Annotated in this window: 17 protein-coding genes; 15 read left to right on the forward strand and 2 right to left on the reverse strand. The window is 60.8% G+C overall.

Annotated features, from left to right (window positions below; genetic code table 11):
• Positions 1-165 precede the first annotated feature (165 nt).
• The 13 genes from SBC1_RS02020 to SBC1_RS02080 all read left to right on the forward strand — a co-directional run bounded on the left by SBC1_RS02020 (position 166) and on the right by SBC1_RS02080 (position 15,850).
• Complete coding sequence (locus SBC1_RS02020) at positions 166-867, forward strand: SCP2 domain-containing protein (protein ID WP_165086101.1); 702 nt, start codon at positions 166-168, stop codon at positions 865-867.
• An 11-nt stretch (positions 868-878) separates the two neighbouring features.
• The gene (ubiB, locus tag SBC1_RS02025) at positions 879-2,456 is read left to right on the forward strand and encodes a ubiquinone biosynthesis regulatory protein kinase UbiB (RefSeq protein WP_165086103.1); all 1,578 of its coding nucleotides are present in this window, start codon (positions 879-881) and stop codon (positions 2,454-2,456) included.
• Between the two features lie 7 nt (positions 2,457-2,463).
• The gene (locus SBC1_RS02030) at positions 2,464-3,114 is read left to right on the forward strand and encodes a methyltransferase domain-containing protein (RefSeq protein WP_165086106.1); all 651 of its coding nucleotides are present in this window, start codon (positions 2,464-2,466) and stop codon (positions 3,112-3,114) included.
• 235 nt (positions 3,115-3,349) lie between these two features.
• Entirely contained in the window at positions 3,350-3,769 is a 420-nt protein-coding gene (locus SBC1_RS02035; protein ID WP_165086108.1) for an FmdB family zinc ribbon protein, read from the forward strand.
• Between the two features lie 199 nt (positions 3,770-3,968).
• On the forward strand, positions 3,969-4,625 hold the full coding sequence (locus SBC1_RS02040) for a DUF502 domain-containing protein (protein WP_165086110.1): 657 nt from the start codon (positions 3,969-3,971) through the stop codon (positions 4,623-4,625).
• A 77-nt stretch (positions 4,626-4,702) separates the two neighbouring features.
• Entirely contained in the window at positions 4,703-6,505 is a 1,803-nt protein-coding gene (gene aspS, locus SBC1_RS02045; RefSeq protein WP_165086113.1) for an aspartate--tRNA ligase, read from the forward strand.
• A gap of 307 nt (positions 6,506-6,812) precedes the next feature.
• Positions 6,813-7,289, forward strand: a complete 477-nt coding sequence (gene nudB, locus SBC1_RS02050; protein ID WP_165086115.1) for a dihydroneopterin triphosphate diphosphatase — start codon at positions 6,813-6,815, stop codon at positions 7,287-7,289.
• Positions 7,290-7,336: 47 nt separating this feature from the next.
• Complete coding sequence (gene clsB, locus SBC1_RS02055) at positions 7,337-8,566, forward strand: cardiolipin synthase ClsB (RefSeq protein WP_241202068.1); 1,230 nt, start codon at positions 7,337-7,339, stop codon at positions 8,564-8,566.
• Positions 8,567-8,770: 204 nt separating this feature from the next.
• On the forward strand, positions 8,771-9,370 hold the full coding sequence (locus SBC1_RS02060) for a TetR/AcrR family transcriptional regulator (RefSeq protein WP_165987100.1): 600 nt from the start codon (positions 8,771-8,773) through the stop codon (positions 9,368-9,370).
• Between the two features lie 86 nt (positions 9,371-9,456).
• Positions 9,457-11,244, forward strand: coding sequence for an acyl-CoA dehydrogenase C-terminal domain-containing protein (locus tag SBC1_RS02065; protein WP_165987102.1), 1,788 nt, complete (start codon positions 9,457-9,459; stop codon positions 11,242-11,244).
• A gap of 82 nt (positions 11,245-11,326) precedes the next feature.
• Positions 11,327-13,762 carry a 3-hydroxyacyl-CoA dehydrogenase/enoyl-CoA hydratase family protein gene (locus SBC1_RS02070; RefSeq protein WP_165987104.1) on the forward strand — a complete coding sequence of 812 codons (2,436 nt, stop codon included), beginning with the start codon at positions 11,327-11,329 and terminating at the stop codon, positions 13,760-13,762.
• A 27-nt stretch (positions 13,763-13,789) separates the two neighbouring features.
• Positions 13,790-14,989: an acetyl-CoA C-acyltransferase gene (locus SBC1_RS02075; RefSeq protein ID WP_165987106.1), complete on the forward strand. Its 1,200-nt coding sequence runs from the start codon at positions 13,790-13,792 to the stop codon at positions 14,987-14,989.
• Positions 14,990-15,085: 96 nt separating this feature from the next.
• Positions 15,086-15,850 carry an enoyl-CoA hydratase gene (locus tag SBC1_RS02080; protein ID WP_165987108.1) on the forward strand — a complete coding sequence of 255 codons (765 nt, stop codon included), beginning with the start codon at positions 15,086-15,088 and terminating at the stop codon, positions 15,848-15,850.
• A 96-nt stretch (positions 15,851-15,946) separates the two neighbouring features.
• Here SBC1_RS02080 and fdhD read toward each other — a convergent pair whose 3' ends face one another.
• On the reverse strand, positions 15,947-16,795 hold the full coding sequence (gene fdhD, locus SBC1_RS02085; RefSeq protein ID WP_165987109.1) for a formate dehydrogenase accessory sulfurtransferase FdhD: 849 nt from the start codon (positions 16,793-16,795) through the stop codon (positions 15,947-15,949).
• A 205-nt stretch (positions 16,796-17,000) separates the two neighbouring features.
• Here fdhD and SBC1_RS02090 point away from each other — a divergent pair, with 205 nt between their 5' ends.
• Both SBC1_RS02090 and SBC1_RS02095 read left to right on the forward strand, forming a co-directional pair.
• Positions 17,001-17,477, forward strand: a complete 477-nt coding sequence (locus SBC1_RS02090; RefSeq protein ID WP_165086133.1) for a nitrate reductase associated protein — start codon at positions 17,001-17,003, stop codon at positions 17,475-17,477.
• A gap of 419 nt (positions 17,478-17,896) precedes the next feature.
• Positions 17,897-21,124, forward strand: coding sequence for an EAL domain-containing protein (locus SBC1_RS02095; RefSeq protein WP_165987111.1), 3,228 nt, complete (start codon positions 17,897-17,899; stop codon positions 21,122-21,124).
• Here the strand turns inward: SBC1_RS02095 and SBC1_RS02100 are convergent.
• The gene (locus tag SBC1_RS02100) at positions 21,070-21,465 is read right to left on the reverse strand and encodes an acyl-CoA thioesterase (protein ID WP_089158798.1); all 396 of its coding nucleotides are present in this window, start codon (positions 21,463-21,465) and stop codon (positions 21,070-21,072) included. The genes SBC1_RS02095 and SBC1_RS02100 overlap by 55 nt on opposite strands.
• Between the last annotated feature and the right edge of the window lie 21 nt (positions 21,466-21,486).

Below are 21,486 nucleotides of genomic sequence, written 5' to 3' on the forward strand. Positions count from 1 at the left end.
GGTCGGATTTCGGTTGAGAAACCGGTCATCCGGGCGTTGAAGGACACGCCTTATGGCTAACGTGACGTTCGCGCTCCCAGGGCGCAAACGACAACGCCGGTTGCAAAGGTAGAATAGAAACCCGCGCGAGTGACCGCTTGCGCGGGTTTTTTCATCTCAGAGCCGATGACGCACGCAGACGAATTCGCCCACCCCGCAGCACCTTCCGCCACTCAGGCCGCAGCCAGAACCGCATCGAAAGCGTTCGCGGCCGCGGTGAACCACGTGCTCGCGCGCGAATCCTGGGCGCGCGAGCGTCTGACGCCTTACGCCGGCAAGACCGCGCGGCTGGCACTTTCGCCGTTCTCGCTGTTGCTGATGGTCCAACCGGACGGGCTGATTGCCGCCGTCGATGAAACCGAGGCCCGCGCTTTTGACGTCACCCTTTCTGTTCCCGCCGACGCCGTTCCTGCATTCCTGCAAGGGGGCCAGGCGGCTGTGATGAAACACGTCCGCATAGAAGGCGATGCGGAGTTTGCAAACACGATCGCGAAACTGGCCGAACACCTGCGCTGGGAGCCCGAAGAAGATCTGGCCCGCGTAATTGGCGACGGTCCCGCTCACCGCATCGGCTCGACCGTACGCAAGGTGGGTGAACAAGCGCGCCGTTCGGGACTCAATCTGCTTGAATCGGTGGCCGAATACCTGCTCGACGAACAACCTCAACTCGTGCGCCGCAGCGCCCTCGACACGTTTAATACTGAACTGTCGGTCGCCCGGGACGCGCTCGCGCGCGTCGAAAAGCGCATCGAGCGACTCGAACAAAAAGCCGAAGCCCGAGGCGCGTCGGCGTCCGGCGCCGCGTCAACGCGCGGCACGAGCAAGTAATGGGCTGAACCATGCGTCTTCTGCGTTTCCTCAAGATTTTTTTCACGGTAGTGCGATTCGGGCTCGATGAACTGGTGCTGAGCGGCATCCAGGACCGGCGCGTTCGTTTGCTGATGCGCCTCACCACGTTCGGCCGCAAGTTCGAGGTCGCACGCGGCGTGCGGCTGCGTCTCGCGCTCGAAAGCCTCGGGCCCATCTTCGTCAAGTTCGGGCAGGTGCTGTCAACGCGTCGCGACCTGTTGCCCGTTGACATAGCGAACGAACTCGCCAAGCTTCAGGATCAAGTGCCGCCGTTCGATTCGGACGTCGCTATCGCGATTGTGGAGAAGTCGCTGGGCGCCCCTATTGACGTTTTATTCGACGACTTCGAACGTGTGCCGGTGGCGAGCGCATCAATCGCCCAGGTGCACTTCGCCAAGATCAAGACTGGCGCGCATGCGGGCAAAGCCGTGGCGGTGAAGGTGTTGCGGCCGAACATGCTGCCAGTGATCGACTCGGATCTCGCGTTGCTGCGCGACATTGCGTACTGGACCGAGCGGCTGTGGGCCGATGGCAAGCGGCTGAAGCCACGCGAAGTGGTCGCCGAGTTCGATAAATATCTCCACGACGAACTCGACCTGATGCGCGAGGCTGCGAACGGCAGCCAGTTGCGTCGCAATTTCGCGGGCCTTGATCTGCTGATGGTGCCCGAGATGTATTGGGACTTTTCAGCGCCTACCGTGCTGGTGATGGAGCGCATGGTCGGCGTGCCGATTAGCCAGGTGGAGGTGCTGCGGGCGGCCGGCGTAGATATCCCGAAGCTGGCGCAGGAAGGCGTCGAGATATTCTTCACGCAGGTATTCCGCGACGGCTTTTTCCACGCCGACATGCATCCCGGCAATATCCAGGTGAGCCTCGCAGAGGAGACGTTCGGACGGTATATCGCGCTGGATTTCGGGATTGTCGGCGCGTTGTCCGACTTCGATAAAAACTATCTGGCGCAAAATTTCCTGGCGTTCTTCAAGCGCGACTATCACCGGGTGGCCACGCTGCATCTGGAGTCGGGCTGGGTTCCGCCGAGCACACGCGTCGAAGAACTGGAAAGCGCTATCCGCGCCGTCTGCGAACCGTACTTCGACCGGGCGTTGAAGGATATTTCTCTGGGCCAGGTGCTGATGCGGCTCTTTTCCACCTCGCGCCGCTTCAACGTGGAGATTCAGCCGCAACTCGTGCTGCTGCAGAAAACGATGCTGAACGTGGAGGGGCTCGGCCGGTCGCTCGATCCCGAACTCGATCTGTGGAAGACCGCCAAGCCGTATCTCGAACGCTGGATGAACGAGCAGGTCGGCTGGCGCGGCTGGTACGAAAGGTTGAAACTGGAAGCGCCGCAATGGAGCAAGACGCTGCCGCAGTTGCCGCGGCTGATCCATCAGGTGCTGGCTGACCGGCACGATCAGCCAGGCGGCGGCAACGACGATCTCATGCGCATGATCCTGATCGAGCAGAAACGCACGAATCGTTTGTTGCAGGCGTTGCTGATATTCGGGCTGGCGGTGGGCGCGGGCGCTGTGCTCGTCCAGTTCTGGCAGGTGTTGGCATCCGGAGGCTGAGGGCATCATGATCGACACTCGCAAACCCGCTGTGCCCCCCAGCTTCGACACGCGCGACCCGAATTCGCCCGAGTTCTGGAGCGAGCGCTTCGACCAGCGCTTTACGCCCTGGGATCAGGCCGGCGTGCCTGAAGGGTTCAAGGCGTTTGCCCTCGAGCATCGGAACACCTTGCCGAACGTGCTGATCCCCGGCTGCGGCAGCGCGTACGAAGCGCTGTGGCTTGCGAGGGAAAACTGGCCGGTCAAGGCGATTGATTTCTCACCCAGCGCGGTTGCAGCGGCGCGAGAGCAACTGGGCGAACACGCCGGCGTGGTTGAGCAAGCTGACTTCTTCACGTACAAACCGCCGTTTGAAACGAACTGGATTTACGAGCGCGCGTTCCTGTGCGCTTTGCCGCGCGACCGGTGGCAGGATTACGCCGTGCGCATGGCGGAACTGCTGCGGCCCGGCGCGCTGCTGGCCGGATTCTATTTCCTCGGCGAGACGCCCAAGGGGCCGCCGTTCGGTATGGAACGGGCCGCGCTCAATGCCTTGCTGACGCCGTATTTCGAACTGGTGGATGAGCGCGAAGTGACCGGCTCCATCGATGTTTTCGCCGGACGCGAACGCTGGCTCACTTGGCGTCGGCGTACGCCGGAAGCCAATTCTGTTGCCTGAGTCGCCGTATCGAGGGTGCCGCCTGCAGCAATCGAGACCCGGCTGATATAGCCCGTATCTGCATCTATCGGCCAGGGCTTGCATACCCTGTGTTTCGACAAAAGAAACCTGGGCAAACCTGCCGCGCCCCCTTGAAACCTGAGCCTGCGAGCCCAAAATTAAGGGTTCGCCGATGGTTTGCGGCTATAATTCAAGGCTTTGCAAGCGCCGAAACGTTAATCGTAGGAAGAGTGACATGCCGATCTACGCGTACCGCTGCGAGTCCTGCGGCTTCGAAAAAGACGCGCTCCAGAAAATGAGCGATGCACCGCTCACCCAGTGCCCGCAGTGCGGGAAGGAAACATTCGTCAAGCAGGTGACGGCCGCGGGCTTTCAGTTGAAGGGCTCCGGCTGGTACGTGACCGACTTCCGCGGTGGCAATAACGGCGCCGCTGCTGCCAGGAAGGAAGAGGGCGGTAAGAAGGACGAGGGCGCCAAAGCCGAAACGAAGAGCGAAGGCGCATCGGATTCGAGTAATTCGAGTAAAGAGTCGAGCAAGGATTCGGGCAATCAGTCGTCGAAGACCGATTCGTCCACTGCAAACGCACCAGCGGCAAGCAGCACGACATCGGCTGCGGCGTCATCGAGCAAACCGGCGCCGCCCGCATCGAATTGACGCTCGCCGTTTGTACAAAGCGCGAAGCCTGCAACGCAATCTTGCCCGGCCCGTGCCGCAAGCTCGCTCAGTTGCACGATCTGCTCGATCTGTCCGATCGCACGCAAGAAGATGACCGCTCGAAGCACATGAATGTGCGCCGGGCGGCGAACCAGCCAAACCGCGAAAGCCCACGCGGGGCGGCCTTCCGGCTGTGTAAATGACGACCAAAAAGACTACGTTGAAATCCGTGTTCGCAACCGGCCTGCTGGTGCTGGTTCCGCTCGCCATCACGCTGTGGGTGATCGGGCTCGTGATCGGGACCATGGACCAGACGCTCCTGCTGCTGCCGGAATCCTGGCAGCCCGAGAAGCTGTTCGGCTTCCATCTGCCGGGCCTCGGCGCTGTGCTGACGCTCGCCTTCATCTTTGTCGTGGGCTTGCTCACGCAGAACTTCATCGGCCAGAAACTGGTCGAGTGGTGGGATGTGATCGTGCGTCACATTCCCGTGGTCGGGCCGCTGTATACCAGCGTTAAACAAGTGTCGGACACGTTGCTCTCCAGCAGCGGCAACGCGTTTCGCAAGGCACTGCTGATCCGTTACCCGCATTCGGGGTCCTACACTATCGGTTTCCTGACGGGTATTCCCGGCGGCGACGTGGTCAATCACCTGACTGAAGATCATGTGAGCGTCTATGTGCCGACCACGCCGAATCCCACCTCGGGATTCTTCCTGATGGTGCCGAAAAGCGAAGTCATCGAGCTCGACATGTCTGTCGATGCTGCGTTGAAGTACATCGTATCTATGGGAGTAGTCGCGCCGTCCATGCCGCAAGCGCAGGCTGCGCCGCGCCGCCCCGTCGATCCGCCGCTGTAATGCCGGCGCGCTGCGCACAACGCTTTGGGCGTGTGCGCGCGCACCGTTGATCAATGAATAACGAAAGACACAACATCATGTCGATGAGATCTGAATACTGCGGTCTGGTGACCGAAGCTCTGCTGGGCCAAAACGTTTCGCTGTGCGGCTGGGTACATCGCCGGCGCGACCATGGCGGCGTTATTTTTATCGATTTGCGGGATCGCGAGGGCCTGGTGCAGGTTGTATGCGATCCGGATCGCGCTGAAATGTTCAAGGTGGCCGAAGGCGTACGCGGCGAGTTTTGCGTGCAGGTGAAGGGCTTGGTGCGCGCTCGTCCGGAAGGCACGGCGAACGCCGGGCTGACGAGCGGCAAGATTGAAGTGCTGTGCCATGAGCTGAATGTGCTGAACGCTTCGGTGACGCCGCCGTTCCAGCTCGACGACGACAACCTCTCCGAAACCACGCGCCTTACGCATCGCGTGCTTGACCTGCGCCGTCCGCAGATGCAGCAGAACCTGCGTTTGCGTTACCGCGTGGCTATTGAAGTGCGCAAGTACCTAGACGCGCAGGGTTTTATCGATATTGAAACGCCGATGCTCACCAAGAGCACGCCGGAAGGTGCGCGCGATTACCTGGTGCCGTCACGTACGAACCCGGGTCAGTTCTTCGCGCTGCCGCAGTCGCCGCAATTGTTCAAGCAATTGCTGATGGTCGCGAACTTTGACCGCTACTACCAGATCGTGAAATGTTTCCGCGACGAAGACTTGCGCGCGGATCGTCAGCCGGAATTCACGCAGATCGACTGTGAAACGTCGTTTTTGACGGAACAGGAGATCCGCGATCTGTTCGAAGCGATGATCCGTCACGTCTTCAAGGAAACCATCAACGTCTCGCTCGACGAGAAATTCCCGGTCATGCTGTATTCGGAAGCCATGCGCCGTTTCGGCTCGGACAAGCCGGATCTGCGTGTGAAGCTGGAATTCACGGACCTGACGGACGCCGTTCGCGACGTCGATTTCAAGGTCTTCAGCACGCCGGCTAATTCCAAGGACGGCCGCGTGGCGGCGATCCGCGTGCCGCGTGGTGGCGAGATGTCGCGTAGCGAGATCGACGGCTACACGGAATTCGTGCGCATCTACGGCGCGAAGGGCCTGGCCTGGATCAAGGTGAATGACATCGCGAAGGGTCGCGACGGCCTGCAAAGCCCGATCGTGAAGAACCTGCACGACGCATCGATCACCGCGATCATCGAGCGCACCGGCGCGCAGAACGGCGACATCATTTTCTTCGCAGCGGATCGTTCGAAAGTCGTGAACGACAGCCTGGGCGCGTTGCGTCTGAAGATCGGTCATTCGGAATTCGGCCGTGCGAACGGATTGTTCGAAGCAGGCTGGAAGCCGCTGTGGGTGACCGACTTCCCCATGTTCGAGTTCGACGAGGAAGACAACCGCTACGTGGCTGCGCATCACCCGTTCACGAGCCCGAAGGACGAGCATCTGGAATATCTGGAAACGGACCCGGGCCGCTGCCTCGCGAAGGCGTACGACATGGTGCTGAACGGCTGGGAAATCGGCGGCGGATCGGTGCGGATTTATCAGGAAGAAGTGCAGAGCAAGGTGTTCCGCGCGCTCAAGATCAACGCTGAAGAAGCGCGTATCAAGTTCGGGTTCCTGCTCGACGCGCTTCAGTACGGCGCGCCGCCGCATGGTGGTATTGCGTTCGGGCTCGACCGTATCGTCACGATGATGGCCGGTGCTGATTCGATCCGCGACGTGATCGCGTTCCCGAAGACGCAGCGCGCGACGGATTTGTTGACGCAAGCACCGAGCGAAGTGGACGAAAAGCAGTTGAAGGAACTGCATATTCGTTTGCGTCAGCCGGAACCGAAGCCGCAGTAAGCGTAACGAGTAACACGGTATGAAACGAAAAAGGCGCCGCAGGCGCCTTTTTCGGTTTACGGGGCTCCTCAAAAGCGCCCTTTGCGACGATTCTTGACCTGGGGCCGCAACTATTAAATTGGCGCCGAGACGATGGACCGATAGCGCTTTCATCACACCGCTCCCAACCCTCATTGCTCGCTCGACAGCAACCTGCCCCGTCCCCCATTTGCAACAGACGAAACGAAACCGCCGCCCGGTGCGCCTTTTTCCGTTTTTAGGTTACATTCTTCGGCCAGCCTCCTATAAAGGCCGCAACGTTCCCATCATGTCCAAGCCGCCGAAAATTCCCGAGTCTGTCCTCGTTGTTATCCATACGCCCGAACTGGACGTGCTTGTCATTGAGCGCTATGACCGGCCGGGTTTCTGGCAGTCCGTGACGGGTTCAAAAGATCACATCGACGAACCGCTGGTCCTGACCGCGGCGCGCGAAGTCGCCGAGGAAACGGGCATCGTGGTCGGCAGCCCGGCCGTACCAGAACGATCGCTGATCGACTGGCATCATCAGATTGAATACGACATCTATCCTGAATGGCGGCATCGCTATGCAGAAGGTGTCGTGCGCAACGTGGAGCACCAGTTCAGCCTGCTCGTCCCGCATTGCGTTCAAGTGACGCTCGCGCCGCGCGAGCACACTGCCTTCCTCTGGCTGCCGTTTCGCGAGGCGGCCGCGAAGTGTTTTTCATCGTCGAATCGTGAGGCGATCCTGCAGTTGCCCGAGCGCCTGGCGGAGCACAGCCGGTGATCAGTTTCGGCACGCCCAAACGGCGGTTCGCCCGACTCAAGCTAGCCTTGTTTGGCGGACGCCGCCCGTTACGGCTGTGCTTTACCATCAACAACACGGTGCGGCTGTTCAAATCCGGCGTGGAATTTTTCCCGGCGCTGATTGAACGCATCGACGCCGCGCAGCACGAGGTCTCGCTTGAGACCTACATCTTTTGCGACGACGCAGCCGGCCGCGCCGTTTCTACCGCGCTGATGAACGCGGCCCGGCGCGGCGTGCACGTACGCGTGATCACCGACGGCATTGGCACCGCGAAACTTCCGCTCTTCGATGAATGGGCGCAGGCGAACGTCGAGCATCGCGTGTACAACCCACATCTTTTCGGGCAGCTTGGGTTCTCGCGGACGCATCGAAAGCTCGTGGTCATCGACCGGCACATCGCGTTCTGCGGCGGGATCAATATTGTCGATGACTTCGAGCAGAACGGCGTCCATCTTGACCACGCGCGCTGGGATTTCGCGCTGGAAGCGCAAGGGCCCGTGGTCAAGGACGTGCGCGAAGCCTTCGATCTCCAATGGCAGAGAATTCGCCTCGGCGTGAAGCCGCTGGCGCCGCGGCAGCAGGATCAGGAACCTACGCCGGGTGCATCGTCGAGAACGAACCGGCGCGCATTGCGAGCACGCCTGCGAGCGCGACGGGGGCTGATCCACGCTGTCGATCAACCGTGCGTGGCGTTCGTCGCCCGCGACAACCTGCTGAACCGGCGCGCAATCGAAAAGGCGTATCTCGCCGCGATTTCGCACGCGGAAAAAGAAGTGATGCTGGCGAATCCGTATTTCATGCCGGGGCGCAAGCTGCGCCGAGCACTGGCCCGCGCAGCGCAGCGTGGCGTACGCGTCACACTGGTGATTGGAAGAAAGGAGTTTGTCGCGCTCGATTACGCCACGCCGTTCTTGTATCGCAATCTCCTGAAGTACGGCGTGCGGATCGCGGAATACGAGAAGACCATCCTGCACGGTAAAGTGGCCGTGGTGGATTCGAACTGGGCTACGGTTGGATCGTCAAATTTGGACGCATTGAGCCTGGTGTTGAACAATGAGGCGAACATGGTGCTTGTGAACCATGAGAATGAGATCGTGAAGCTGCGCGACGCGATCCTGGCTGCTTTCCACGAAGGCCGCCCGATTACCGTCGAGCAATACGCGGCGCGCCCGGCTGGTGAGCGTTTGCTTAACTGGCTCGCCTACAACGCGTATCGCACGATGATGAAAATGCTCACCATCGGCCGCTACGATTGAGGTGTTAAAAGCGCCCGGCGGTCAAACCCGGGCAGCCCCGACTGGCTGCCCGCCTACAAACCGGGACAAACTAAGACTCATCCTATTGATGTGGTCAAAAGTTAGACCCCGGTTTCTAATAAAAAGCTTGTTTCATGAACGGCATGCTATAACAATAGTACGGCCGTTCGATTTTATTTCGATTCAATGAAAACGGTAAAGATCATGCGAAAAGGCGAACAGACACGAGTCGCGATCCTCGATGCTGCGCTGGACCTGGCAAGCAGGGACGGACTTGAGGGTTTGACGATCGGCTTGCTGGCCGAACGGATGCAAATGAGCAAGAGCGGCGTGTTTGCGCATTTCGGCTCGCGCGAGGACCTTCAGGTGGAAGTGGTGAAGGAATACCACCGTCGCTTTGAAGACGAAGTGTTCTACCCAAGCCTGCGCGAAGCACGCGGTTTGCCGCGCTTGCGTTCAATGCTGGCGCGCTGGATGGAAAAGCGCATTGAAGAAGTGACAACGGGCTGTATTTACATCAGCGGCGCGGTGGAGTACGACGATCGCGCCGACAGTGCGGTCCGCGAGCAACTAGTACACAGCGTGACCACGTGGCGAGCGGCGCTCACGCGTGCAATCAGGCAGGCGCAAGACGAAGGGCATTTGCGGGCGGACACAGATCCGGCGTTAATGCTGTTTGAACTCTATAGCTTCACGCTCGGCCTGCATCATGATGCGCGTTTCCTGCACTTGCCGGAGGCGGTGCAACTGACGCGGGACGCGCTGGAAAAAACGATTGTTTCGTATCAAAGCAACGGCCATTAGGCGTCGGGCGGATCAGCAGAGGGCTGCTGTACGGCAGATTCGGCGGCGACCAAGGCCCAAGCTTCCTGGACACTTGGAGAAGAAAAATGGGACAGTACACAGCGCCGCTGCGTGACATGCAATTTGTCTTGCACGAATTGCTCAATGTGGAAGCCGAGGTCAAGAACATGCCAAAGCATGCCGACCTCGACGCAGATACCATCAATCAGGTTCTCGAAGAGGCCGGCAAGTTTTGCGCCGAGGTGCTTTTTCCGCTGAACCAGATTGGCGACCGCGAAGGTTGCACGTACGAAGGCGACGGTGTCGTGCGCACGCCGGCGGGGTTCAAGGAAACCTACAGGCAATACGTGGAAGCGGGCTGGCCAGCACTGGGTTGCGATCCGGAATACGGCGGCCAGGGCCTGCCGGCGTTCGTGAACAACGCGCTGTTCGAAATGCTGAATTCGGCGAACCAGGCCTGGACGATGTACCCCGGCTTGTCGCACGGCGCGTATGAATGCGTTCACGCGCATGGCGCGCCCGAATTGCAGAAAACGTACTTGCCGAAACTCGTTGATGGCACCTGGACGGGCACCATGTGCCTGACCGAACCGCATTGCGGTACGGACCTGGGAATGCTGCGCACGAAGGCCGAACCGAATAGCGACGGTTCGTACGCCATCAGCGGCACGAAAATCTTCATTTCCAGCGGTGAACATGATCTGGCCGAGAACATCGTGCATCTGGTGTTGGCTCGTCTGCCGGGCGCACCTATTGGTACGAAGGGCATCTCGCTTTTCATCGTGCCGAAGTTCATTCCGACTGACGCGGGCGCTGCCGGTGAACGCAACGGCGTGAAGTGCGGTTCCATCGAACACAAGATGGGCATTCACGGTAACTCCACGTGCGTGATCAATCTGGACAACGCGAAGGGCTGGCTGGTCGGTGAGCCGAACAAGGGCTTGAACGCCATGTTCGTCATGATGAACGCGGCACGTCTCGGCGTTGGCATGCAAGGACTGGGGCTGACGGAAATTGCGTATCAGAACTCGCTCGTGTACGCGAAGGAACGCCTGCAAATGCGTTCGCTGACCGGTCCGAAAGCGCCGGAAAAAGCGGCTGATCCGATCATCGTGCATCCGGATGTTCGCCGCATGTTGCTCACGCAAAAAGCCTACGCCGAAGCGGGCCGTGCGTTCACGTACTGGGCTGCGCTGAACATCGACAAGGAGCTGTCCCACGCCGATGAATCCGCACGCAAGGACGCCGCCGATCTCGTCGCGCTGCTCACGCCGGTCATCAAGGCGTTCCTGACCGACAACGCGTTCGAAGGCACGAACATGGGCATGCAGATCTACGGCGGCCATGGTTTCATCTCCGAATGGGGCATGGAGCAATACGTGCGCGATGCCCGCATCAACATGATCTACGAAGGCACGAATTCGATTCAGGCGTTGGATCTGCTCGGCCGCAAGATTCTCGGCGACATGGGCGCGAAGCTGAAGAAGTTCGGCAAGCTCGTGACCGACTTCGTGGAAGCAGAAGGCGTGAAGCCGGAGATGCAGGAGTTCATCAACCCGCTCGCGGACATTGGTGACAAAGTACAGAAGCTGACCATGGAAATCGGCATGAAGGCGATGCAGAATCCGGACGAAGTCGGCGCCGCCGCCGTGCCTTATATGCGTACGGTCGGGCATCTGGTGTTCTCGTATTTCTGGGCGCGCATGGCACGTATTGCGCTGGACAAGGAAGCCGAAGGCGATCCGTTCTACAAAGCGAAGCTCGCCACCGCGCGGTTCTACTTCGCCAAGCTGCTGCCTGAAACCGCATCGACTATTCGCGCCGCGCGCGCAGGATCGAAGACGCTGATGGACTACGACGAAGCCTTGTTCTAGGCCTCTTTTGCACTGCGGCGCGTTATCCGGTCTGGATAACGCGCCGCATCGTCTTACCGAATACCTCTCCCGGAGACACAACGTGAGCAATCTGAACATACGCAAGGTGGCCGTACTCGGTGCCGGCGTGATGGGCGCGCAGATCGCTGCGCACCTGATCAACGCCCAGGTGCCAGTCCTGCTGTTCGACCTGCCGGCTAAAGAAGGCCCGAAGAACGGCATCGCGTTGAAAGCGATCGAGAATCTGAAGAAGCTGTCGCCCGCGCCGTTCGGCGTGAAGGACGACGCGCAATACATCCAGCCCGCGAACTACGATGACGACATCGAGAAGCTGAAAGAGTGTGATCTCGTGATCGAAGCGATCGCCGAGCGCATGGACTGGAAGCACGACTTGTACAAGAAGGTGTCGCCGTATATTGGTGCAAAGGCGATTTTCGCGACCAATACGTCGGGGCTGTCGATCACGGAGTTGTCGAAGGGTTTCTCCGATGAACTCAAGGCGCGTTTCTGCGGCGTGCACTTTTTCAATCCGCCGCGCTACATGCACTTGGTCGAACTGATCCCGACCGATACAACGCGGCCGGAGATTCTCGATCAACTTGAAACGTTCCTGACGAGCGTGGTTGGCAAGGGCGTCGTGCGGGCGAAGGACACGCCGAATTTCATCGCGAATCGCGTGGGCGTGTTTTCGATTCTCGCGGTAATCGCGGAAGCAGAGAAGTTCGGACTGCGTTTCGATGAAGTCGATGACCTGACCGGCGCCCGTCTGGGCCGCGCAAAATCGGCGACGTTCCGCACGGCCGATGTGGTCGGTCTGGACACCATGGCGCACGTCATCAAGACGATGCAGGACAACTTGCCGGACGATCCTTTCTTCGCGTTGTATGAAACGCCGGCCGTGCTCGCTGGTTTGGTGAAGAACGGCGCTTTGGGACAAAAGTCGGGCGCGGGGTTCTACAAGAAGGAAGGTAAAGCAATCAAGGTGCTGGACCCGAAGACGGGCACATACGTTGATGGCGGCGGCAAGGCGGATGAACTTGTCGGCCGTATCCTGAAGCGTCCGCCGGCTGAACGCCTGAAGCTGTTGCGCGAATCGCAGCATCCGCAAGCTCAGTTCCTGTGGTCCATTTTCCGCGATGTGTTCCATTACATCGGCGTGCATCTCGAGTCCGTTGCAGACAATGCCCGCGATATCGATCTCGCCATCCGCTGGGGTTTCGGCTGGAACGAAGGCCCGTTCGAAGGCTGGCAAGCGGCTGGCTGGACGCAAGTCGCGCAATGGGTGAAGGAAGATATCGAGGCAGGCAAGGCGCTGTCGAAAACGCCGTTGCCATCGTGGGTATTCGACGGTCCCGTGGCCGAGAAGGGCGGCGTGCATACCGCTGAAGGATCGTGGTCGCCTGCAGCTTCTAAATTCATTCCGCGTTCATCGCTTGATGTCTACAAGAAGCAGGTTTTCCGCGCACCGTTGATCGGTGAAGCGGGCGTCGATCCGAAAACCTACGGCAAGACGCTGTTCGAAACCGACGCCGTGCGCGCCTGGGTCGATGACCGCGCGGGCGAAGACGATGTCGTGATCGTCTCGTTCAAAAGCAAGATGAACACGATTGGACCGGCGGTGATCGAAGGTTTGACGAAAGCGATCGAACTCGCCGAAGCCGATTACAAGGGCGTCGTGATCTGGCAAACGTCCGCGTTGAAGCTCGGCAATCCGGGCGGCGCGTTCTCGGCTGGTGCGAACCTCGAAGAAGCCATGCCCGCGTTCATGATGGGCGGCGCGAAGGGTATCGAACCGTTCGTTAAGACGTTCCAGCAAGGCATGTTGCGCGTGAAGTACGCGAGCGTGCCGGTGGTGGCCGCTGTATCGGGCATCGCGCTCGGCGGCGGTTGCGAACTTGCACTGCATTCGGCTAAGCGCGTGGCGCATATCGAAAGCTATATGGGGCTGGTGGAAGTGGGCGTCGGGCTCGTGCCCGCAGGCGGTGGTTTGAAGGAAGCGGTGTTGCGTGCAGCGACCGCTGCCAGTGCCGTGAACGCGACCAGCGATCTTTTGAAATTCCTGCAGAAATCGTTTGAAAACGCCGCGATGGCGAAGGTCTCGGCATCGGCGCTGGAAGCACGCGCGATGGGTTATCTGAAGGCATCGGACACGATCGTTTTCAACGTGCACGAATTGCTCGATATCGCGAAGAAGGAAGCGCGGGCTTTGAGCGCTGCTGGTTATCGTGCGCCGTTGCGGGCCGTGCAAATCCCCGTGGCAGGACGCTCGGCGATCTCGACGATCAAGGCGTCGCTGGTGAATATGCGCGACGGCCGCTTCATCAGTGACCACGATTTCCTGATCGCGAGCCGTATCGCGGAAGCCGTGTGCGGCGGTGACGTGGAAGCAGGCAGTCTGGTCGATGAAGAATGGCTGCTGGCGCTGGAGCGTCGTGCGTTTGTCGACTTGCTCGGCACCGCGAAGACGCAGGAACGGATCATGGGCATGTTGCAGACCGGCAAGCCGGTTCGTAACTAACGCGCGCGCAAAATATTGGAGCTGCAAATGAGCAAACAAGTGCAGGACGCATATATTGTCGCCGCGAGCCGGACGCCTATCGGCAAGGCGCCGCGTGGCATCTTCAAAAACACGCGCCCGGATGAACTGCTGGTCCACGCGATCCGCTCAGCGGTTGCGCAAGTGCCGGGGCTGGATACGAAGCTGATCGAAGACTCGATCATCGGTTGCGCGATCCCCGAAGGCGAGCAAGGGCTGAACGTGGCGCGTATCGGCGCGCTGCTCGCCGGCCTGCCAAACTCGGTTGGCGGCGTGACAGTGAACCGGTTCTGCGCATCAGGCGTGACCGCATTGGCGATGGCTGCCGACCGGATTCGCGTGGGCGAATCGGACGTGATGATCGCGGGCGGATGTGAGTCGATGAGCATGGTGCCCATGATGGGCAACAAGCCATCGCTGTCACCGCATATCTTCGATCGTGACGAGAACGTCGGCATTGCTTACGGCATGGGCTTGACGGCCGAACGCGTGGCGGAGCGCTGGAAGATCAGCCGTGAAGCGCAGGACGCGTTCTCGGTGGAATCGCATCGACGCGCTTTGGAAGCGCAGCGCACCGGCGAGTTCAACGATGAAATCGCGGCGTTCACGCTGAACGAACGGTTCCCGGATCTGGCCACGGGCGAGATCCGCGTCAACGCACGCGAGATCAGGAACGACGAAGGCCCGCGCCAGGACACGACGATGGAAGGGCTCGCCAAGCTGCGTCCCGTTTTCGCCGCGAAGGGTTCGGTCACGGCGGGCAACAGCTCGCAGACCTCCGATGGCGCGGGCGCGTTGATCGTGGTCAGCGAGAAGATTCTGAAGCAATTCAACTTGACGCCGCTGGCGCGTTTCGTGAGCTTCGCAGTGCGTGGCGTGCCGCCGGAAATCATGGGCATCGGGCCGAAGGAAGCGATTCCCGCAGCGTTAAAAGCGGCGGGTTTGACCCAGGACGATATCGACTGGGTCGAACTGAACGAAGCGTTCGCGGCGCAATCGCTCGCGGTGATTCAGGACCTCGGACTTGATCCGTCGAAGATCAATCCGCTGGGCGGCGCGATTGCGTTGGGCCATCCGCTTGGCGCGACCGGCGCCATTCGTGCCGCGACCGTGGTTCACGGCTTGCGCCGGCGCAACCTGAAGTACGGCATGGTGACCATGTGCGTGGGAACGGGCATGGGCGCGGCGGGCATTATCGAACGGATGTGAACCGTAAAACCGGGGGCTTCGCTAAAGCGTAAAACGTAGAACGACGGTTCGCGCACCATCCGGTTCGCGGACCGTTTCTTCATTCAGGAGACGAGAATGGACATCATCACCGAACACGTCGACGGCGTGCTGAGCATCACCATCAACCGTCCGGCCCGCAAGAACGCCCTGACAGCGGCGATGTATCAAGACATGGCCGACGCTTTCTTCGATGCTGAAAACGACCACGCCGTGCGCGTGGTGCTGATCCGCGCGGTGGGCGATACGTTCAGCGCGGGCAACGATATCGAGGACTTCATGAAAGCGCCGCCTGCTAGCCAGGACGCGCCCGTGTTCCAGTTCCTGCGCCGCATCAGCACCGCGCAGAAGCCAGTGGTGGCGGCGGTGGCGGGCGGGGCTGTGGGGATCGGCACGACAATGCTGTTGCATTGCGACTTGGTTTACGCAGCGTCTACAGCAAAATTCGCGTTGCCGTTCGTGCAGCTCGGGCTGTGTCCGGAGGCTGCATCGAGCTTGCTGTTGCCGCGCATTGCGGGTTATCAGCGGGCGGCGGAGAAGCTGCTGCTGGGCGAACCGTTCGACGCCGCCGAGGCTGCGAACATGGGGATCGTGAACCGGGTTTTATCGGCGGAAGAGGTGGACGACTTCGCTCTGAAACAGGCGAAAAAGCTTGCAGCGTTGCCCCCGGCATCGCTGAAGGCGACCAAGGCGTTGATGAAGGGTGGTCAGGCGACAGAAGTTAGCGCGCAGATGGCGGCAGAGGCGGGACACTTCGCGCACATGCTGACCGCGCCCGAGGCGAAGGAAGCGTTCACGGCGTTCTTTGAGAAGCGCAAGCCGGATTTCAGCCGGTTTAATTGATGACCGGCTTGGGCTCCTGAAAAACAGGGGCTCAAGTTCTGGCCCCGTGGGCGGCGGCGCGTTTCAGGCGACGTTTGAAGCACATCAAGGCTTCGCTCAACGCGCGGTGCCGTCCACTCGCCCGTACTCCACGAAGCCGTTCTCTCGCGCAAAACTCACCAGCCGCAACCCCGCTTTTTCCGCGATGGAAATTGCCAGCGACGTAGGCGCGGAAATGGTGACGAGCATTGGCACGCCGACCCGCGCCGACTTGCGCACGAGTTCATAGCTTGCCCGGCTCGAAAGGAATACGAAACCTTGTGTGGTGTCCACGCGTTCCAGCACCAGATGCCCGATCAGTTTATCGAGCGCGTTATGGCGGCCCACGTCCTCGAACGCGCATTTGATCGCGCCGGTTTCGTCGCACCACGCGGCCGCATGCAATCCGCCGGTCAGCTTCGACAACTGCTGATGCGCGGGCAATTCACGCGCGGCATGAGCAACGGCGTCATTCGCAAGTCGGCTCAGGAAGCCGGTATCAGGCACGCGTTCAGGTTGCAGATCCAGCAAATCGATACTCTCGATCCCGCACACTCCGCAGCCCGTGCGCCCGGCCAGCGCCCGGCGTTTCTGCTTCAGCGCGACAAACGCCTGCTGCACCACCTGCAGATGCACTTCAGCGTGCGGCAAGGTGTCGCCGGCGGGGGTATCGTGGAAAAATACCTCGATGTCGTGGATATCGCTGCCGCGCTCCACAATGCCTTCCGTCAGCGAAAAGCCGACCGCGAACGCTTCCAGGTCGCGCGGCGTGCACATCATGACGGCGTGCGAAATGCCGTTGTACACGAGCGCGACCGGCCATTCCTGGCCGACGTCATCGGCGGCGTCGCGTGTTTCGCCCAGCCGGTGCCGCCGCACCGGGCGCTGTACGTAGCCGGGTTGATCGTCGATATCTGTCTCATTCATTGCATGACTCACTTGCTGATTGCTTTCGATGTCGCGTTTTAGCCGCGTTTTTGCCGCTTCCGACCAGTATTTTCGAGATAAATTCGGGCATAACGCTTGCTGCTTTATGGGGCAGCAGACACACTACAAGCCGTTCAAGGCCCTACGATAACCTACCGCGGCCTCACCCGCTTTCCTTGTCCATCACGCCTACGAGGCACCTGCCATGGCACTTTACGACGCTCCGCGCCTGTTCGGATTCGAACTGGAGTCGACGGAGAATCTGAGCTTCATTCCGCTCGTCGTGCGCTTTAACCTGGACCGCTTTGGCCAGCGCATTTCGCTCGACCAGTGGCGAAGACTGCCGCACAGCGACCGCGAGTTGCTCGCGCGCTTTCCTATTGAAGACGACGCCGAGATCGAATCCAATTTCGACCAGGCGATTGCCGAGATGCTTAGAACGCACGCCGACGCGGCGCCGGAGACATTCGAACCGGATCGCGATCCGATCTGGGCGCATACGGACGTGGTGCCTGAAACCGTGATTCGCCAGAGTAGTTTGTGCGGAGTCAGTTCGCCGAGTCTTGGGCGATGGTCGGAGCTTTCGCGGTTCCAGCGCTATGCGTTGGCGAAGTTATCGCGCAAGGCCGATGTCAACCACGACTTCGTTCCTGCGATGCGGGAATTTGGCCTGGCTGATTGAGATTTTTTCGCGCCTGTGGACATTGGCCGCCGGATATTGAGAGGCGATGGTTGAAGTTTGCTTGCAAAAATCTGGCGCGAGCGAATCCACTTCAAGCAGAAGCTGCTGGAACTCGCGATCGGAATCAATCCCGAGAGGGAAACCGCGGTGCGCCTGCTGTAACCCAAACCTGAACACCCTGCCGCGAGCGAGCCTACGCTGACGGCGCGCTCCGCAGCAGACCGTCCATGGCGGCCCATCTGCCGTCTGGCCGTTTGCCGCGCTTGCCCGCCCAACCACCTACCCTTAAAAGGCGTCTTTTAAGCGCCCACCCTAAATTCCCCCGCACGCCTGCCGATAACTAGCTATCGATGCACGGAAATCGATACGAAGACGCGCCCAGTCTTCCCAGCCCCGCGTCCCGGACGGCGATCGAACCCATGAACTCATTTTTTTCCCGCCGTCTGCTGGTGAACCTGGCCGTCGTTCTGATCGCCATGGGGGCGAACGCATTCGTCGCGTACCAGCAAATTGACCGCCAAAGCGATGCCGACGCGCGCACGCGGCGCTCGCTCAGCCTGATGCGCGACCTCGACGCGTACCGTAGCGCTCTCGGCGAAATCCTCCCGGAAATCAGCTGGTACGAAGCAAGCGGCGTACTCAAGCCGGCCGACGTTCGCGAGGCGCGTGAAGCGCATATCAACGCGCTGGAAAGCGGCCTGCGCGCCCAGTTCGATTACGAACCCGACATGAAAGGCGCGTTCCACCTGCTCGGCGAAAGCGCGCGAATCGCGAAACGCGATGCTCAATCCGCGTTCGAACGCGCCGGCATAGACACGCCTGGCGCGCCCCGCGACTGGGCTCGGCAGGCGGTTCGCCGGCTCGCCGAGGACCAGCAATCACTCGATATCGAACTGGCAGTGCTGCGCGCCAGGGAAGCCGATTCGCTCGCGATGGCGCTCAACGAATCCGCGCTGGCGTCGCGTCGCGCGGTCATCCTGCTGATCCTCACCATGCTCGCCGGCGGCGGCGCGCTGATCTACACCTTCGCGCGCCACGAGAAATCGGCGCGTGACAAGTTGCGCATCGCCCGGGCAATGCAGCGCAGCAACGAGCGTTTCCGCGATCTGTTCGACGCGCATCCGGTACCCATGTGGATTGTCGATGCCGCGACGTATCGCTTCGTAGCGGTGAACCCGGCGGCGCTTGCGCATTACGGCTACAACGAGCTCGAATTCCTGTCGATGAGCATGCGCGACCTGCACGCCGCCGCCGACTTCGACCACTTCGCCACACTTCTCGCGCGCCCTGCGGGCAGCCATACGCGCAGTCATCCGGATAGTCAGCCGGATAGTCAGCCGCGCCAGACGGGCGCACAACGGCCGGCGGGCGTCTGGCGCCACAAGCGTCGCGACGGTGCGCAGGTGAGCGCTGACATCTCGTCGCACGCGCTGACCTATTCGGGGCAGCCGGGCATTTTCATGCTGGCTAACGATGTCACCGACCGCATCAATGCGGAGACCGAGGCACGGCGTTCGAAGCAGATGCTGGAATCGCTTATCGACAATATTCCGCAGCGGATCTTCTGGAAGGACCGCGAATCGCGTTATCTGGGCTGCAATTCCGCCTTTGCCCGCGATGCCGGTCTCGCCAGTACAGAACAGGTGGTCGGCATGACCGATGCCGAGCTGCCCTGGTGGCGCTCGGCCGTGCAACTTCGTGCGGACGACCTCCAGGTCATCGCAACCGGCCAGCCGCTGATGAACCAGGAATGCGACGTTCAGCGCGATGGTGAAGTGCGTGCGTCGATCACCAGCAAGATGCCGCTGCTCGACGGGGCGGGGCGCATTATCGGCGTGCTGGGTTCGTACGACGATACGACCGAGCGCAAGCGCGCCGAACTCGCGCTGCGCTTGCAAAGCCGGGCGCTGGATGCCTGCGTGAACGCCGTATTGATCACCGCCACGAGCGCCACGGGCAACGTGATCGAATACGCGAATCCGGCGTTCAAACGCATTACCGGCTACGACCCGGCCGATATCGTGGGGCGCGATTGCCGTTTCCTCCAGCGCGACGATCTCGACCAGGAAGGACTCCAGGCAATCCGCACGGGTCTGGCCGCGAACCGCGAAGCGAGCGCGGTGCTGCGCAATTATCGTAAAGATGGCGTGCTGTTCTGGAATCAGCTATTCATTGCGCCCGTACCCGATGCACAAGGGCGCACGACGCATCATATTGGCGTGATCAACGACGTCACTGAAGTAGTCCGCTATCAGGAGCAGCTCGAATATCAGGCGAACTACGACACGCTTACACGGCTGCCCAACCGCAATCTGCTGCGTAACCGGCTGCAACACGCGATTGATCGGGCACGCCAGGAGGACACCACGCTGGCCGTGGTTTTCGTCGATCTCGATGGCTTCAAGAACGTCAACGACAGCCTCGGCCATAGCGTAGGCGACCGGTTGCTCGCGGTGGTCGCCGAGCGGCTGGCGCGGTGCGGCCGCGCCGGCGATACGGTCGCGCGCCACGGCGGCGACGAGTTCGTGATCGTGCTTCCGGACATGGCTGGCGAAAGCGCGCTGATTGCCTGGATGGAGCGCGTGCGGAGCGCCATTTCGGACCCGGTATGGCTCGATGGCACGGAAATGTACGTGGGCTGCAGCATGGGCGCGAGCCTGTTCCCGCAAGACGGCGACGACGGCGAAACCGTGCTCAAGAAAGCCGATATCGCGATGTATCGGGCGAAGGACATGGGACGCAACACGTACCAGTTCTATCAGCCGGACATGAATGCGAGCGTGGGGGCGCGGATGGACGTCGAGCGGCGTTTGCGGCGTGCTCTGCGTGACGATGAATTCCTGCTGCACTACCAGCCGCAAGTGGAGCTGACGACGGGCGAGATTGTCGGCATGGAGGCGCTCGTGCGGTGGATGGACCCGGAATTCGGGCTGGTTTCGCCGAACGCGTTTATTCCAGTGGCCGAAGAATGTGGCCTGATCGGGCCACTGTCCGAGTGGGTCCTGCGCGAGGCATGCAGGCAAAACAAGGCATGGCAGGATGAGGGATTGCCGCCGGCGCGGATGTCGGTGAATCTGTCGGCGCGGCAATTCCAGCAGCGCGATATCCGCGTACTGGTGACGACCGTGCTGGCGGAAACGGGGCTTGCGCCGCATTACCTCGAAATCGAGCTTACCGAGAGCGCGATCATGCGCAACGGGGAAGACACCGTCACCACGTTGTCGGAGCTGGCCGCGCTCGGCATCAGCATCGCCATTGACGACTTCGGGACCGGGTATTCAAGCCTCAGTTATCTGAAGCGCTTTCCGGTGGACCGGTTGAAGATCGACCGCTCGTTCGTGGCGGATATCGGCACATCGGGAGGCAATGAAACGATTACTTCAGCGATCATCGCGCTCGCTCACTCGCTCGAGTTGCAGGTGATCGCGGAGGGCGTGGAGACGGCGGTGCAACTGGACTTCCTCATCGCCCGCAATTGCGACGAGATGCAGGGATTTTTCTTCTCGCCGCCGCTGCCTGCCAGCGAGATTCCCGCGTTGTTGCTCAACAGCCGGACCAGCCGGCGGCTCGGTGTGCGCGAGAGCGCTTCTGATCAGTCCAGCGCCGGCAATGCGCGCGGACGACGGTCGCTGTCAGTGGCAACGTAGGTCAACGTGGCTTCCGTCACCTTCACCACGTCTTCCGCCAGGCTCATGCGCTGCGCATAGACCTCGACCGATACGGTCACCGACGTGTTGCCCGTCTTCACGATATCCGTATAAAAGCTCAGCAAATCGCCGACAAACACCGGCTGCTTGAACACGAACGAATTCACGGAGATGGTTGCCACGCGCCCGTTCGCGCGCCGGCTGGCCGGGATCGATCCGGCGATGTCCACTTGCGCCATGATCCAGCCGCCGAAGACGTCGCCGTGGACGTTGGCATCGGACGGTTGCGGCACCACGCGCAGCGCGACCGGTTTGTTCGGGAGTTGCAGGGATTGGGTCACGGGCGGATTTCCATGAAAGAG

This window comes from Caballeronia sp. SBC1 (assembly GCF_011493005.1).
In the GTDB taxonomy this organism is placed as follows: Bacteria; Pseudomonadota; Gammaproteobacteria; order Burkholderiales; family Burkholderiaceae; genus Caballeronia.